The sequence below is a fragment of the Alkalibaculum sporogenes genome (assembly GCF_009362815.1).
In the GTDB taxonomy this organism is placed as follows: Bacteria; Bacillota; Clostridia; order Eubacteriales; family Alkalibacteraceae; genus Alkalibaculum_A; species Alkalibaculum_A sporogenes.
Genome location: NZ_WHNX01000011.1, coordinates 36,019 through 52,640, shown reverse-complemented (window position 1 = coordinate 52,640; position 16,622 = coordinate 36,019). Strand labels below are relative to the sequence as shown.

Annotated in this window: 14 protein-coding genes; all 14 read left to right on the top strand. The window is 31.4% G+C overall.

Features of this window, described 5'->3' with window-relative positions; genetic code table 11:
- Positions 1-4 precede the first annotated feature (4 nt).
- The 14 genes from ispG to GC105_RS08495 all read left to right on the top strand — a co-directional run bounded on the left by ispG (position 5) and on the right by GC105_RS08495 (position 16,467).
- The gene (ispG, locus tag GC105_RS08560) at positions 5-1,057 is read left to right on the top strand and encodes a flavodoxin-dependent (E)-4-hydroxy-3-methylbut-2-enyl-diphosphate synthase (protein WP_343029997.1); all 1,053 of its coding nucleotides are present in this window, start codon (positions 5-7) and stop codon (positions 1,055-1,057) included.
- A 13-nt stretch (positions 1,058-1,070) separates the two neighbouring features.
- A complete protein-coding gene (locus GC105_RS08555) occupies positions 1,071-1,730 on the top strand; it encodes an MgtC/SapB family protein (RefSeq protein WP_152803697.1) in 660 nt (219 codons plus the stop codon).
- Positions 1,731-1,834: 104 nt separating this feature from the next.
- Positions 1,835-6,037, top strand: a complete 4,203-nt coding sequence (locus tag GC105_RS08550) for a PolC-type DNA polymerase III (protein WP_152803695.1) — start codon at positions 1,835-1,837, stop codon at positions 6,035-6,037.
- Positions 6,038-6,314: 277 nt separating this feature from the next.
- On the top strand, positions 6,315-6,779 hold the full coding sequence (rimP, locus tag GC105_RS08545; protein WP_152803693.1) for a ribosome maturation factor RimP: 465 nt from the start codon (positions 6,315-6,317) through the stop codon (positions 6,777-6,779).
- Between the two features lie 15 nt (positions 6,780-6,794).
- Positions 6,795-7,913, top strand: coding sequence for a transcription termination factor NusA (nusA, locus tag GC105_RS08540; protein ID WP_152803691.1), 1,119 nt, complete (start codon positions 6,795-6,797; stop codon positions 7,911-7,913).
- Positions 7,914-7,924: 11 nt separating this feature from the next.
- On the top strand, positions 7,925-8,191 hold the full coding sequence (gene rnpM, locus GC105_RS08535; RefSeq protein WP_152803689.1) for an RNase P modulator RnpM: 267 nt from the start codon (positions 7,925-7,927) through the stop codon (positions 8,189-8,191).
- Positions 8,178-8,480, top strand: a complete 303-nt coding sequence (locus GC105_RS08530) for a L7Ae/L30e/S12e/Gadd45 family ribosomal protein (RefSeq protein WP_193708337.1) — start codon at positions 8,178-8,180, stop codon at positions 8,478-8,480. The genes rnpM and GC105_RS08530 overlap by 14 nt, the downstream gene beginning before the upstream one ends.
- A gap of 23 nt (positions 8,481-8,503) precedes the next feature.
- Complete coding sequence (gene infB, locus GC105_RS08525; protein WP_152803685.1) at positions 8,504-10,735, top strand: translation initiation factor IF-2; 2,232 nt, start codon at positions 8,504-8,506, stop codon at positions 10,733-10,735.
- 13 nt (positions 10,736-10,748) lie between these two features.
- Positions 10,749-11,105 (top strand): 30S ribosome-binding factor RbfA, encoded by a 357-nt coding sequence (gene rbfA / locus GC105_RS08520; protein ID WP_152803683.1) that lies wholly within the window; start codon positions 10,749-10,751, stop codon positions 11,103-11,105.
- A 2-nt stretch (positions 11,106-11,107) separates the two neighbouring features.
- Complete coding sequence (locus GC105_RS08515) at positions 11,108-12,055, top strand: DHH family phosphoesterase (protein ID WP_152803680.1); 948 nt, start codon at positions 11,108-11,110, stop codon at positions 12,053-12,055.
- Positions 12,052-12,945 (top strand): tRNA pseudouridine(55) synthase TruB, encoded by an 894-nt coding sequence (gene truB / locus GC105_RS08510; protein WP_152803678.1) that lies wholly within the window; start codon positions 12,052-12,054, stop codon positions 12,943-12,945. Before GC105_RS08515 ends, truB begins: the two co-directional genes overlap by 4 nt.
- A gap of 11 nt (positions 12,946-12,956) precedes the next feature.
- On the top strand, positions 12,957-13,877 hold the full coding sequence (locus tag GC105_RS08505) for a bifunctional riboflavin kinase/FAD synthetase (RefSeq protein ID WP_152803676.1): 921 nt from the start codon (positions 12,957-12,959) through the stop codon (positions 13,875-13,877).
- A gap of 164 nt (positions 13,878-14,041) precedes the next feature.
- On the top strand, positions 14,042-14,311 hold the full coding sequence (gene rpsO, locus GC105_RS08500; RefSeq protein WP_152803674.1) for a 30S ribosomal protein S15: 270 nt from the start codon (positions 14,042-14,044) through the stop codon (positions 14,309-14,311).
- Positions 14,312-14,364: 53 nt separating this feature from the next.
- Entirely contained in the window at positions 14,365-16,467 is a 2,103-nt protein-coding gene (locus GC105_RS08495; RefSeq protein ID WP_152803672.1) for a polyribonucleotide nucleotidyltransferase, read from the top strand.
- Positions 16,468-16,622 lie beyond the last annotated feature (155 nt).

Here is a 16,622-nt window from a genome sequence, read left to right as displayed (position 1 = left end):
TTTGATTCAACGAAGGAAAACAAAAGAAGTGCAAATAGGAGATATTACTATCGGTGGCGATAATCCAATAGCTATTCAGAGCATGACAAAGACAGATACTCGAGATATACCTGCAACTGTATCTCAAATTTTACAACTTCAGGAAAGTGGCTGTGATATAGTTCGACTAGCTATCGTTAATATGGAGGCTGCAAAGGCAATAAAAGAAATCAAGAAAAGCGTATCAATCCCTATAGTTGCAGATATTCATTTTGATTACAGGTTAGCACTAACTGCAATTGAAAGTGGAATTGACAAATTAAGAATAAATCCTGGTAATATCGGGGATATCTCTAGAATTAAACAAGTAGTTGAAAAATCAAAAGAACGAAAAATACCTATACGTATTGGAGTTAATTCTGGTTCATTAGAAAAAGATATTTATGATAAATATAATGGCATAACTCCAGAAGGTTTAGTAGAAAGTGCTACAAAACATATAGAAATTCTTGAGAACTTAAATTTTGATGATATTGTAGTATCTATTAAATCCTCTGATGTTTTATTATCTGTTGAATCTTATAAGTTGTTTAGTCAAAAGTTCAGCTATCCATTACACATTGGAATAACAGAATCAGGTACACTAAATGTTGGTAGTGTCAAATCCTCCGTAGGACTTGGCATTTTGCTTTACCATGGTATTGGCGACACATTAAGAGTGTCCTTAACGTCTGAACCAGTTAATGAAATCCTTGTTGCTGAAGAACTTCTAAAATCTTTAAATATATTTCAAAAAGAAAAAATAGAGTTTATCTCTTGTCCTACTTGTGGTAGATGTGAATTAGACTTAATTAACATTGCAGATGCAATACAGAAAGAATGTAAATCAATTAAAAAAAATATTAAAGTAGCAGTAATGGGTTGTGGCGTAAATGGACCAGGGGAAGCAAAAGATGCAGATATTGGGATTGCAGGCGGCAAAAGTAAGGCTGTTTTATTTAAAAAAGGTAAAATATTGAGAACAATTGATGAAAATAATATTATTGAAGAGGTAATGAAAGAAATACAACTTTTATAAAGGAGAGGATTTTTTGAATTTAACCACTACAGATATTGTAATAAGATTGGTACTATCTATTATCCTTAGTGGTATAATAGGTTTCGAGAGGGAACACACGAAAAAACCAGCTGGTTTTAGAACCCATATATTACTATCTATAGGTGCAACTACTGTGATGATCGCTAGTATTATGATGTTTGAAGAATACAGGTCATATACTAATATGGACCCTGCTCGATTAGGTGCACAAGTTATTAGTGGCATAGGTTTTTTAGGGGCTGGGACTATTATACGAGAAGGTGTTAGTGTAAAAGGACTTACAACGGCAGCAGGTACTTGGGCTGTTGGCTGTATCGGCCTTACTGTAGGTAGTGGATATTATGAGTTAAGTATTATCTCAACTATAGTAGTATTTGCAACCCTAAAAATATTTGGTAATATACAATATAAATATGGTAATGCAAATGAAAAATACACCTTTATTCTAAAATACAATGAAGTATTTAAAATAGATGTTTTATTCAAATATATAGATGTAGAAAGTACACACTTGTTATCTTTTGATGACACAGATGGCAAAGCAAAATTTGTTTTACAAATAAAAAAGAACGAAGATTACACTCATGTACTAAAACAATTGTCAGAGGATGAAAACATAACTTTTATTAGTACATATATAGAACAATCTTAGCTATTTAGACGAAAGTTAAAACTATTCAATCGTATTCTTATAGATTATAATATTTAAGCTACACTACAAGACTATATAACTTATCATAACGGGGGGATAAGAAATTGGGACATATCGCAAACCCATTAAATAAAACACTTGATTCTTATAACCTAGAAATTATAAAGGTAGAAGTAAATCCAAAGAGTTGCAAATGGATACTACATATAAAGAATCACATTGACTTTGACGTACAAAAACTTATTGAAGACATAAAAAAACAAATAAAAGGTTTAAAAGAAGTAGAAGTTAGACCTATAAAAGAAAATTTCGAAGAATATATCTTAAGTAAAAAAGAAAGTATTAATCAAATACTAAGGTCTTATAATCCTAAAATGTTTTTACCTCAAAACAACTGGATTATAGACAATAATATGGTGACTATTCCTTTATTACTAAAAGAAGATTATGAAACTTTATATAATTCTGATATATCTGAAAAACTGCATTCTTTCTTGAAAGAACAGGATGCAATTGACATTAGTTTTTCATTTACATATAGAGAAAAGATAAAGGATTTTGCTTTTGAAATAAATAAACAAAAAAAAGCTCTACAAGTAGAAATCTCAAAACAAAACGCCCATGCTTCTTCTAAATCATTAAGTACAAAAAAAGATGAAATTATATTTGGTAAGAAAATCACTTCTGATGTAAAACAAATTGTTGATTGTACTGCAGATGAGCAAAATACTATAGGTGGCACTATTTTTGATTTGTCTTTTAGAGATATTAAAAATAATAAAAGCATAATTTCTTTTAACATCACTGACTATACCAGTTCAATGACTGTTAAATTTTTTATTGGTCAAGATAAGAAAGATGAAGTTTTAAATAGAATCAAAGAAGCAAAAGCTTTAAAAATCAAAGGACGTGTGCTATTTGATTCTTTTGCAAAAGAAAATGTAGTTATGGCTGATAGTATACAAGAGACTTATGTTAAAGTAAAGACAGATGATTCGCCAATAAAAAGAGTAGAATTACATTTACATAGCCAGTATAGTTCTATGGATTCTGTTGCAAAGATTAAAAATGTCATTGATAAGGCTATTCAGTATGGCCACAAATCCTTAGCTATTACAGATCATGGTGTATTACAGGGTTTTCCTGATGCTATGGAGCACTCTAGAGGTAAAGATATTAAGATAATTTATGGTCTAGAAGGTTATCTTGTAGATGATTATAAAAGCTCAAAGTGGGGGAAAAAAGATTCAAACTTTGAAGATACCTTTATAATTTTTGATATTGAAACTACTGGGCTTTCATCTCAAAACAATGAAATTATAGAAATAGGTGCTGTAAAAGTAAGAAATTATCAAGTAATAGAAACGTTTACTTCTTTTGTTAAGCCGAAGATGAAAATACCTATTAAAATAACTGAAATAACTGGAATTACAAATGATATGGTGATGAATCAGGAGCCTATAGAAATAGTTCTACCTAAATTTTTAGATTTTTGCGAAGAACATATACTAGTAGCTCATAATGCAAAGTTTGACCTTTCTTTTATAGAAAAATCATGTAGCAGATTATCTTTATCTAGAGATTTTTCAGTTATTGACACGCTATCGCTTGCAAGAAGTGCAATTCCTCAAATTAGTAGACATAATTTAAAGGCACTTACAAACTTCTACAAAATTAAACTCGACAATCATCATCGTGCTTTAGATGATGCTATGGCTACTGCAAAAATATTTATCAATTTAATTAAAACTAGTGAAGAAAATGGAGCTAAAAGTGCAAATGATATAAATCATGTTTTTGACAATCAACGTGCTGTTCAGAGAATGGATATGAATCATGTTATTATACTAGTTAAAAATTATACAGGTCTTAAGAATTTATATAAATTAGTCTCTGATTCACATCTAAAATATTTTTATAAGAAACCACGAATACCTAAAAGTTTACTAAACAAATACAGAGAAGGACTTATTATTGGTTCCGCGTGTGAGAATAGCGAGATATTCAAAAGCATTCTAAATGATACATCTACTGAAGAACTTGCCGATATTGTAAGCTTTTACGATTATCTAGAAGTACAACCTTTAGGTAATAATCAATTTATGGTGGACAACAATAGAGTAAACAGTGTATCTGATCTAATCGAGATTAATAAAAAAATAATCGATTTAGCAACAGATTATAATAAACTTGTCGTCGCTACTGGCGACGTACACTTTTTAGAACCACACGATGAATACTATAGACGTATTTTGATGCACGGACAAGGATTCCGTGATGCAGATAAACAAGCACCTTTATACTATCGAACTACACAAGAAATGTTAGAAGAATTTAACTATTTAAATAAGGAAACAGCTGAGAAAATTGTCATTCACAATACAAATGCAATTTCTGACTTAATAGAAAAAATCACACCAATACCAGATGGTACATTCCCTCCAATTATGGAAGGTTCTGATGAAGAAATTAGAGAAATGGTTATGGGGAATGCTTACTCAAAGTATGGAAAACCACTTCCTAAAATAGTTGAAGCTAGATTAGACAAAGAGCTAACTTCCATTATTAAGAATGGATATTCTGTTTTATACTTAGTTGCCCATAAACTAGTGAAGAAGTCAAATGATGAAGGATATCTAGTTGGATCACGAGGTTCTGTTGGTTCATCTTTAGTTGCAACTTTTTGCAATATTACAGAGGTAAATCCATTACAACCTCATTATATATGTCCTAATTGCCAACATTCAGAGTTTTTTGACAGTAACGATGTAGGTGTTGGCCCAGATTTACACAATAAAGATTGTATTATCTGTGGAACTCCATATGATAAAGATGGTTTTGACATACCCTTCGAAGTATTTCTTGGTTTTGAAGCAGATAAAGAGCCAGATATTGATTTAAATTTTTCTGGGGAATATCAAGCTATTGCGCATAAATATACGGAAGAACTATTTGGCGTTGGAAAGACTTTTAAAGCAGGTACAATCTCTACAATTGCAGACAAAACTGCTTATGGCTTTGTAAAAAATTATCTAGAAGAAACTAATAAAACAATCACGAATGCTGAAATTAGCCGCCTCGTTGGTGGTTGCTCAGGTATAAAAAAGACCTCTGGACAACATCCTGGAGGCATCATGGTAGTACCTGAGTATAAGGACATATACGATTTTTGTCCTATTCAAAAACCTGCTGATGATATGGATAGTGAGATTATCACGACTCATTTTGACTACCATTCAATAAGTGGACGCCTTCTAAAACTTGATATACTTGGTCATGATGACCCTACTATGATACGTATGCTAGAAGATATAACTGGAATAGATGCAAAGTCAATTCCACTTGATGACAAAAAAACAATGGACATCTTTACAACTAATGAAGTTTTAAACCTTGTTGATAAAGATATTGGTTCTCCTATAGGTACCTATGGTATACCAGAATTCGGAACACACTTCGTTAGAGAGATGTTACTTACTACAAAACCTACTGCTTTTGCAGACCTTGTTAGAATATCTGGCTTATCACATGGTACAGATGTATGGCTTAATAATGCACAAAGCCTAATACAACAGGAAACTGCGACTATCAAAGACGTAATTTGTACTAGAGATGATATTATGGTTTACCTCATTTATAAAGGTCTACCATCTAAAAATTCTTTTACTATCATGGAAAAGGTTAGAAAAGGCAAAGGTTTAAATGACGATGATGTTAAATTAATGAAGGAGTATAGTATTCCAGAATGGTATATAGATTCATGTAATAAAATAAAGTATATGTTTCCTAAAGCTCATGCAGTAGCTTATGTCACTATGGCCTTTAGAATAGCATATTGTAAAGTACATTACCCTTTAGCATACTATGCTACCTATTTTTCTATTAGAGCTGATGAATTTGATGCACATATCGCCATACAAGGAAAAGATGTTGTAAGAAAACATGTTTGTGAGATGAAAAAATTAGGTAATAATGCATCGACAAAAGAAAAATCTCAACTTACTATTTTAGAACTAATACTAGAGATGTTATGTCGCGGTTTTGAATTTTTACCTGTAGATTTAATGCAATCACATTACAATAAGTTTATAATTGTAGGTAATAAACTCCTGCCGCCATTTAACGCTTTAGAAGGAATAGGAGATAAAGCAGCTTTGAATTTGTATAATTCAAAATATCAAGGTGATTTTCTTTCAATTGAAGACTTGCAAAAAAGGGCTAAACTTAGTAAAACAAATATCGAAGTATTAACTAAACACGGATCGATTAATTTCTTACCTGTGTCGAATCAAATATCATTATTCTAACAAAAGCATCTTACTTGCATTATTTAATAGTATGAAATAAGTATGTAGTTGTTGGCTTAATTTTAAATATTCAAAAAAGTGCATATTAAACAATAGTAATTAATAACTTTTGCATTTTAAGTTACAAACATCTTGTAAACTTCAATGTTTGTTTGTTTAAAAATCCTTGAAATTGCCAATAATTAATGATATAATATGTATAACAATAGCAATTTATCGAAGAAGACATGTAAAGAGTGGGATTACCCACTCTTTACTATTTATCAGGAGGCTTTCAATGGCAAAACAAAAAATAGAAGATTTGGTATACGATCTTGTGAAACCTATTATAGATGAACAAAACCTGGAACTTGTAGATGTTGAATACAAAAAAGAAGGTCAACATTGGTATCTAAGAGTATATATAGATAGCGAAGATGGTATTACCTTAGACAACTGCGAGTTAATAAGTGGGCTGTTAGACCCAGTTTTAGATAAAGAGGATCTTATTTTAGATAGCTACTTTCTTGAAGTCTCTTCACCCGGTTTAGATAGAGCTCTAAAAAAAGATCGAGATTTTTTAAGGTATATTGGTCGAGAAGTGGAAGTAACCCTCTATCAGCCATTGAATAACACAAAGAATTTCAGAGGAATAAACAAAGGTCTTAAAAATAATTACCTATCTATTTTATTAGAAGATAATAAGTCTTTTGAAATACCAATGAAGCAAGTAGCTTCTGTAAAACTGTATTTTGAATTTTAAGTTGGAGGTAACATAATGAACAAGGATTTTATCCAAGCTTTAGATGCTGTGGAAAAGGAAAAAGGTATAGACAAAGATGAACTAATAAATGCTATTGAAGCTGCTATTACTTCTGCTTATAAAAAGAATTATGGTAGTTCACAAAACGTAAAGATTATTATAAACAGAGATGATGGTGAAATTAAAGTATATTCCACTAAAGATGTAGTTGAAAATGTTGAAGATGGATTATTAGAAATTAGCTTGTCTGATGCTAGAAACCTTAATGAAAGCTATGAACTAGGCGATATTGCAGAAATAGAAGTAAAACCTAAAGACTTTGGTCGTATTGCTGCCCAGAATGCTAAACAGCTCGTAGTACAAAGAATTAAAGAAGCAGAAAGAAATATCGTGTTTAATGAGTTCGTTTCGCGAGAAGATGAAATTATTAACGGTATTATACACAGAAAAGAAAAAAATAATATCTTCATTGATTTAGGAAAAACTGAAGGTATATTAGCTCCAAATGAACAAATTCAGGGAGAAGACTATATACAAAACAAAAGGATAAAAGTATATATCCTTGAGGTAAAAAAGACATCAAAAGGACCGCAGATTTACGTATCTAGAACTCATCCAGGACTTGTTAAAAGATTATTTGAAAGTGAAGTTCCAGAAATTTTTGATGGTACTGTTCAGATTAAATCTATATCTAGAGAAGCTGGTTCTAGAACTAAAATTGCTGTCTCCGCTGCAGATCCAAATATAGATCCAGTAGGCTCATGCGTTGGTCCAAAGGGAACAAGAGTGCAAAACATTGTTGATGAGTTAAATGGTGAAAAAATTGATATCATTAAATGGAGTGAAAATCCAAATGAATATATATCTAGTTCACTTAGCCCAGCAAAAGTATTAAGTGTAGAAGTTACTGAAGCAAATAAATCTGCATTAATTGTTGTAGATGATTATCAATTATCCCTTGCAATCGGTAAAGAAGGTCAAAATGCAAGATTAGCTGCTAAACTAACTGGTTGGAAAATAGATATTAAAAGTAAATCTCAACTAGATAGAATCAGTACAATTGATAATATAGAAAAATCTATATTAGATGACATAGACTTAGATATAGACTTAGACTTAGACATTGATTTATAGGAAGTGAAGTTATGAAAAAAATACCACAGAGAACTTGTGTAGTTTGTGGCAATAAAATTGATAAAAACAAGTTGATTCGGATTGTTAAAAATAATGAAGATCAAATCTTTTATGACAAAACTGGTAAAGCTAATGGTAGAGGTGCTTATATTTGTAGTAATGAAACTTGTATTGAAAGCCTCGAAAAAAGCAATGTATTAAATAGAACCTTTAAAATGGAAGTTAACAAAGAAATTAAACAAAAAATTAAAGAAGATGTTGTCAATGGAAAAAGATAAATTTTTAAAATTTTTAGGATTATGCAAGAAGTCAGGAAAACTTATTTCTGGTGACTATAGTGTAGAAAAAAGTATTTTTAATAATAGGACTAAGCTTCTTATTATTGCGGAGGATTCCTCGGCTGATAAGGTTCAAAAATATACACAACTATCGTCATCTTATAATATAGAGCTTATTACATGTTTATCAAAAGAAGAACTAGGCTGTGCCATTGGAAGAAATGTATGCGCAATCATAGGTATAACAGATATAAATCAGAAAAATAAATTACTAAGCTTATATCAATAGATATAGTGAGTAGGGGGAATTTTATGAGTAAAATTAGAGTTTACGATTTAGCAAAAGAATTAAATATACCAAGTAAAGAATTAGTGGATATGTTGAATGCATTAGACATTCCAGCAAAAAATCATATGAGTGCACTTACAGAACAACAAGTGAAATATTTTAAAAATCACAGAAGTGAACAAAGTAGTATTATAAGCAAATCACCTGTTGAAGCACCTTCCGTAAAGGAAACTAATAATAACAAAACCGTATCTTCTCAAAATAGTACCATAGCTAACACAAGTACAAAAAATTCTACAAATATACAAAGAAGTAATACAACAGCGACTACTACTAAACCAGTGGTTGGTAGTAACAATAATAAAAACATAAACAACAAAGCAGATACAAAGAGACCATACACAAATAAACCAAGAGTAACTCCAGTGAAGATAGATAATAGTAAGAAGGAAAAAAAATCTAAAAGTGATTATAAAAAAAGAAAAACTGATGAAACTAAAGTAGAAGATAATATTTTACTACCTTCTCAGCTTACTGTTGGCGATCTTGCTTCTAAAATTAATGTGTCAGCTACTGAAATAATTAAACATTTAATGAAATTAGGAATTATGGCTACTATAAATCAAGATATAGATTTTGATACTGCAGAAGTTGTTGCATCAGAATTAGAGATAAGTGTAGTCCTTGAAGATGTAGAAGAAGAAGTAAGCAGCATATTAGAACAATTTGAAGAAGAAGATGAAAAAGATCTAATTCCTAGACCTCCAGTAATTACCGTTATGGGTCATGTTGATCATGGCAAAACTTCTCTTCTAGATGCAATTAGAAAAACAAAAGTTACTGCAAAAGAAGCAGGTGGCATTACTCAACATATTGGTGCATATACAGTAAAAATAAACAATGGAGCTATTACATTTATTGATACTCCTGGTCATGAAGCTTTTACAGCTATGCGTCATAGAGGTGCTAGCGTTACTGATATTGCTATCTTAGTAGTAGCTGCAGATGATGGTGTAATGCCTCAAACTGTTGAAGCTCTTAATCATGCAAAAGCTGCGGGAGTACCAATAATTGTTGCAATCAATAAAATGGATGTTGCTAATGCTAATCCAGACAAAGTAAAACAAGGATTAACCGAACATAGTTTAATACCTGAAGATTGGGGTGGGGAAACAATTTGTGTTCCAGTTTCTGCACATACTGGTGAAGGATTAGACACTCTCCTTGAGATGATTATATTAGTTTCTGAAATGCAAGAATTAAAAGCCAATCCTAACCGATTAGCAAAAGGTACTGTAATTGAGGCACAACTCGACAAAGGTAGAGGTGCAGTTGCTACTTTACTTATTAGTACTGGCACCCTAAAAGTTGGTGATATCGTAGTTTCAGGTACAACTTATGGTAAAGTTAGAGCTATGAATAATGATAAAGGTAAAAAATTAAAGAATGCAGGTCCTTCTGCCCCTGTTGAAATTCTAGGTTTATCCGAGGTACCAGAAGCTGGAGATGAATTTTATGTAGTTAAAGATGATAAAACTGCTAGACAGATTTCAGAAAAAAGAAAACATTATGTAAAAGATCAACAAGTAAAAAAGACTGCGCCATTAACATTAGACGATTTGTTTAATCAAATAAACGAAGGAACTGTCAAAGATATTAATATTATTATTAAAGCAGATGGTCAAGGATCTGTAGAAGCTTTAAAACAGTCTTTAATTAGACTTACTAATGATGAAGTTAGAGTAAATGTCATTCATGATGGAGTAGGCGGTATAACCGAATCTGATGTAATGCTGGCAGCTGCATCTAATGGACTAATTATCGGATTTAACGTTAGACCAGGTGCTAATAGTATAAAAACTGCCGAAAAAGAAAAAGTAGATATCAGATTATATAGAGTTATATACAATGCTATTGAGGATGTAGAAGCTGCAATGAAAGGCATGCTTGATCCTGAGTACAAAGAAGTAGTAATGGGAACTGCTGAGGTTAGACAAACATTCAAAGTTCCAAATCTTGGAATGATTGCCGGTTCTTATGTAACAGATGGAAAAATTGCAAGAAGTTATGATGTTAGAGTAATCAGGGATGGTATTGTCATTACTGAAGGTTCTATTTCGTCCTTAAAGAGATTTAAAGACGATGCAAGAGAAGTTGCTAAAGGTTATGAATGTGGGATTGGCATAGATAAATTTAATGACCTTAAAGAGGGTGACTTAATTGAAGCCTTCACTATGGAAGAAATCCCTAGATAAAGGATGATATATAATGTCAAATAGAATACAAAAAATAAATGAAACACTTAAACAAGAGTTAAGTTATTTAATTCGCAATTTAAAAGATCCAAGATTAAACAACGACATTTTAAGTGTTATTAGAGTAGAAGCAACCGGCGATTTAAGATATGCAAAAGTATATATAAGTATATTCCAAGAAGATGGTAATAAGAAACAAGTCTTAGAAATTCTCACAAAATCATCAGGATATTTGAGAAAACAAATTGGAAAAAAACTTACTACGCACTACACACCAGAGCTCCTATTTGAAATAGATAGTTCTATAGAGTATGGTGCACATATTGGAGAACTGCTTAAAAAGCTAGACAAGAGTGAGAAGGAAAACTAAGAATGAACGATATAATAGAAGCAATAAAAAATAACCAAAGTTTTGTAATCAGTAGCCATAAATCACCTGACGGTGATTCTATCGGTTCCTGTATAGCATTGGGTTTGGCGCTAAAAAGACTAAATAAAACTGTTACCTATGTGATGGAATATGCACCAGAAAAATTCAGGTTTCTAAATGAGATTACAAATTTCAATGATCATTACACAAGCTTACAAAATTATGATGTAGGCTTGTTTTTAGACTGCTCTAATATAGAACATTTACATAATTCGTCTCTTCTAGATAATTGTGATATGAGCATAAATATAGATCATCATATTAGTAATACAAAATATGGCAACCTAAATTTTATTGATACATGTGCTAGTGCTACAGGTGAAGTAATATTTGAATTAATTAACAAACTTAATGTCCCTCTTGAAAAAGAGATGTCTGCTGCACTTTATACAGCCATAGTAACAGATACAGGCAATTTTAAGTATAGTAATGTAACTTCTAGAACGCACTATATAGTTTCGAAATTATATGAAGTTCCTAATTCATACTCAGATATTAATACAATTATATTTGATGAACATTCATATGAAAAAATCAAATTAATTGGTAAAGGCCTTAGTAATTTGTATATTACCAAGGATAATAAAGTTTCAATAATATTACTTACTTTAGATGATCTAAGAAATATATCAGAAAGTGTCGATTTAGAAGGTATCATAAATTATGCTCGAGATATTAGAGGCGTTGAAGTAGCAGTGTTTATAAAAGAGACTAATAAAAATACATTTAGAGTTTCCTTTAGATCTAATACAAACTTTGATGTAAGTAGATTGGCAGCATATTATGGTGGTGGTGGTCATATGAAGGCCTCAGGTTGTACTATTGAAGGTATAACATCCGATCAGATTATTAAAGATATCATTGATCAAATAGAAAAGGATCTAAAATGAACGGAATATTAAATATATATAAGCCCTCAGGCATGACATCTCATGATGTAGTAAATAAAGTTCGAAGGGCATTAAATACAAAAAAAGTAGGCCATACTGGTACCCTAGATCCTATTGCAGAGGGAATATTACCACTTTGTATTGGTAGTGCTACTAAGGTCTCACAGTTTATTGTAGAAAAAGACAAGGAATATATCGCGGAAGTTTTTTTAGGAGTTAAAACGGATTCCTATGATAAAACTGGACACATAGTTGCAGAAAATGACTTAGTGGTAACAAAAAATCAATTCAATAAAATACTAGATTTATTTATAGGAGATATAGAACAGGTACCTCCTATTTATTCTGCGATAAAAGTAAAAGGAAAAAAATTATACGAATATGCAAGATCAAACAAACCAGTGGAAATTAAACCTCGCAAAGTTACCATATACAGTATAGATTTACTAGAGTACAAGTATCCAATAGCCAAAATAAAAGTCTCATGTGCAAAAGGCACATACATTAGATCCCTTTGTAATGATATAGGTGAGAAATTAGGAACATATGGACATATGACTTCTTTGATTCGAACTAAGAGTGGACCATTTCACATGGAAAATTGTATATTATTAGATAATCTTACTACGCTAGATTTAAATGAAGTACAAGAGTATTTACACCCTACCGATTTTCCACTACAACATCTAGGTAGGGTAGATATCCAAATTAATAGCGCTAGATTTCTCTTAAATGGTGTTTCTCTTATTCAAAAGAACATTGTGCAAAATATAAGTGATTTCGAGTTAGGAGAAAATCTTCGACTATATTTGGATAATTCTTTTAAAGGAATCGGAGTAATTGATAATAATGACTTTTACTGTATTAAACCATTACGTTTATTTATATAAGGAGTAATATAATGGAGTGTGTGTATTTAAATAAAGATATAAAATTTACTAATAATACTGCTATAGCATTAGGATTTTTTGATGGTATTCATTTAGGCCATAGAAATCTTATTAATACTATGAAAAAAAAAGCAAAAGAGCTTGAATTAGATAGCTGTGTTGTTACCTTTGATAAGCATCCTCTATCTTTGGCTTTTAACAAATATGCGCCTAAATTAATATCATCTAATGAGGATAAAATAAAACTCTTCAATACATTAGATATAAATAAATTAGTGTTTCTTAATTTTGATGAAGAAATGATGAATACTAATCCCGAAATATTTACTAAACAAATACTAGTAGATCAATTAAAAGTAAAATCAGTTATTGTAGGTTTTAATTACAATTTTGGACATAAGGGAATAGGTACACCTGATTTATTAACTCAACTAGGTAAAGATTATAATTTTGATGTTACTATTGTGAACCCCTATGAAGTTGATCAAGAGGTAGTCAGCAGTAGTCTTATTAGAAACCTAATTACTTCTGGTAAGGTGGATGCTGTTGAAAAATATTTAGGTAGGAAGTACTCTATAACGGGCAAAGTGATTAGAGGAAAAGGGTTGGGAAGGACTTATAATATACCTACTGCAAATATTGGAGTAGGTAGTGAACATATAACACCAGAACCTGGAGTATATCTAACCTCTGTTATTTATAAAAACAAAGTATATGATGGGTTAACAAATGTGGGATATAACCCCACTTTCAAGAATCATGCTTTTAGTATTGAAACCTATATATACGATTTCTCTAAAGATATATACGGAGAAGAATTAGAAATTATCTTTGTTGAAAGAATTAGAAAAGAAAAGAAATTTGCAAATGTAAATGAGCTAATTCATCAAATAGAGGATGATATAGCATTAATTAGGGAAAAATATTTGTAATAACCTTATAAAGTTATAGCCTTTCAAATCATTAATTTATTTGCAAATAAATTAACCCTATGGTATAATTCATAATGTTAATTTTAACCTTTACCTGTGTAAATTGAATCTCCAACAATCTACTGTGATAAAGGCGTTTAACTAAAAATTAGGAGGTAAGTATAATGAGTTTAGGAAAAGAAGAAAAGAGAATTGTTATTGAAGATTTTAAATTAAGTGAAACTGATACAGGTTCACCTGAGGTTCAAATTGCTCTACTTAGTAAAAGGATCAACGAGTTAACAGAGCATTTCAAGATTCACAAAAAGGATCATCACTCTAGAAGAGGTCTTCTAAAGATTGTAGGACAAAGAAGAGGTTTATTAAATTATCTTAAAAAGAAAGATATTAATAGATATCGTGTGATCATAGAAAAATTAAATATTAGAAAGTAATAATATTGGGCGGATATGTTCCGCCTATTATTATATATGAAGGGAGGAATACAATGTCAAAAGTATTCAAAAGAATGATAGCAGGTAGAGAATTAGTAGTTGAAACAGGGGAATTAGCCCAACTCACAAACGGTTCGGTCTTTCTAAAGTATGGACAAACAAACATACTTGTCACTGCAACTGGATCAAAAGAACCTAAGGAAGGCTTAGATTTTTTCCCACTTAGTTGTGATTATGAAGAAAGACAATATTCTGTAGGTAAAATTCCTGGAGGATTTATTAAACGGGAGGGTAGACCTTCTGAAAAGGCAATTCTATCATCCAGATTGATTGATAGACCTATTAGACCATTATTTCCAAATGGCTTTAGAAATGAGGTACAAGTTGTAGCCACAGTAATGAGCGTGGAACAAGATACTTCTCCTGAAATCGTTGCAATGATAGGTTCATCTATTGCACTGTCTATTTCGGATATTCCTTTTAACGGACCTACTGGTGCGGTTTTAGTTGGACTTATAGATGGTAAATTAATAGCTAATCCTACAATGGAACAAAGAGAAAATAGCGACTTACATTTAATAGTATCTGGGACAAAGGATGCAATTATGATGGTAGAAGCCGGAGCAAACGAAATATCTGAAGAAATTATGTTAGAAGCTATATTATTTGCTCATGAGGAGATTAAAGAAATCGTATCTTTTCAGGAAGAGATAGTAAAAGAAATTGGAAAAGAAAAAATGGAGATTACATTATTTAAACCTCTAGAAGATATAGAAAAAGAAATTAGAGAGTTTGCTACTGAAAAACTTGTTGAAGCCATCCAAACAAAAGAAAAAATGGAAAGACAAGAAAAGATAGACGCAGTAAATGATTCTATTGCTGAAACTTTTATTGAAAAATATCCAGATAATAAGAAAGATATTAAAGAAGTGGCATATAAGATGCTTAAAGAGCAAGTTAGAAAGATGATTGTAATTGATAAAATTAGACCAGATAATAGAGAGCTAGATGAAATAAGACCTATCTCATGTAAAGTTGGAAAACTTGATAGAGTTCATGGTTCTGGATTATTTACTAGAGGTCAAACTCAAGTACTTTCTGTTGTAACTTTAGGAGCTATGAGAGAGATTCAGATATTAGATGGTCTTTCAGAAGAAGAAGTAAATAAAAGATATATTCACCATTACAACTTCCCGTCATTTAGTGTTGGTGAAACTAGACCAATGCGTGGACCAGGAAGAAGAGAAATCGGACATGGTGCTTTAGCTGAAAGAGCTTTACTACCTGTTATTCCATCAGAAGAAGAATTTCCTTATGCTATAAGGGTTGTATCAGAAGTAATCAGCTCAAATGGATCGACATCACAAGCTAGTGTCTGCGGCAGTACACTTTCTCTATTAGATGCTGGAGTGCCAATTAAAGCTCCTGTAGCTGGTATAGCAATGGGTCTTATTAAAGAAGGCGATGAGGTTGCTGTTTTAACAGATATACAAGGTATGGAAGATTTCTTAGGCGATATGGACTTTAAAGTAGCAGGTACTAGCAAAGGAATTACAGCTATACAAATGGATATTAAAATACACGGTATTGATGAAGATGTACTGAGAAATGCTTTATCTAAAGCACTAACTGCTAGATTATTTATACTAGATAAAATGATAGAAGTTATGCCGAATTTTAGAGAAGAACTTTCTGAATATGCACCTAGAATCATATCTATGGAAATTAATCCAGATAAAATTAGAGATGTAATTGGCGCTGGTGGTAAAGTTATTAATAAGATAATCGAAGAAACTGGTGTTAAGATAGATATTAATGATGATGGAAAAGTATTTATAGCTTCAACTGATTCAGTAGCAGCACAAAAAGCAAAAAAAATTATAGAAGATCTCACAAGGCAAATAGAAGTCGGTCAAGTATTCTTAGGTAAAGTTGCTCGAATTATGAAGTTTGGCGCATTTGTAACACTACCAGGTGGAAAAGACGGTATGGTTCATATCTCCAAATTATCACATGAAAGAGTAAATCAAGTAGAAGATATAGTCAAAATCGGCGATGAAATTACAGTAAAAGTCCTCGAAGTAGATGGACAAGGTAGAATAAACCTATCAAGAAAAGATACACTCCCCGATCCATCAAAAAATGACAACAAATAAAGCATAAACTAAAAAGTTTATGTTTTTTTTTATCGCGAAGACAATGAGCCAAGCGAAAAGTTGTTTTCATAGGATTTTCCCACTAAAGAAGACAAATAGCTTGCTAATTTGGCTGAAGTAGTGGGAAAATCCGTAAATGAAAGCTTGCTTGCATA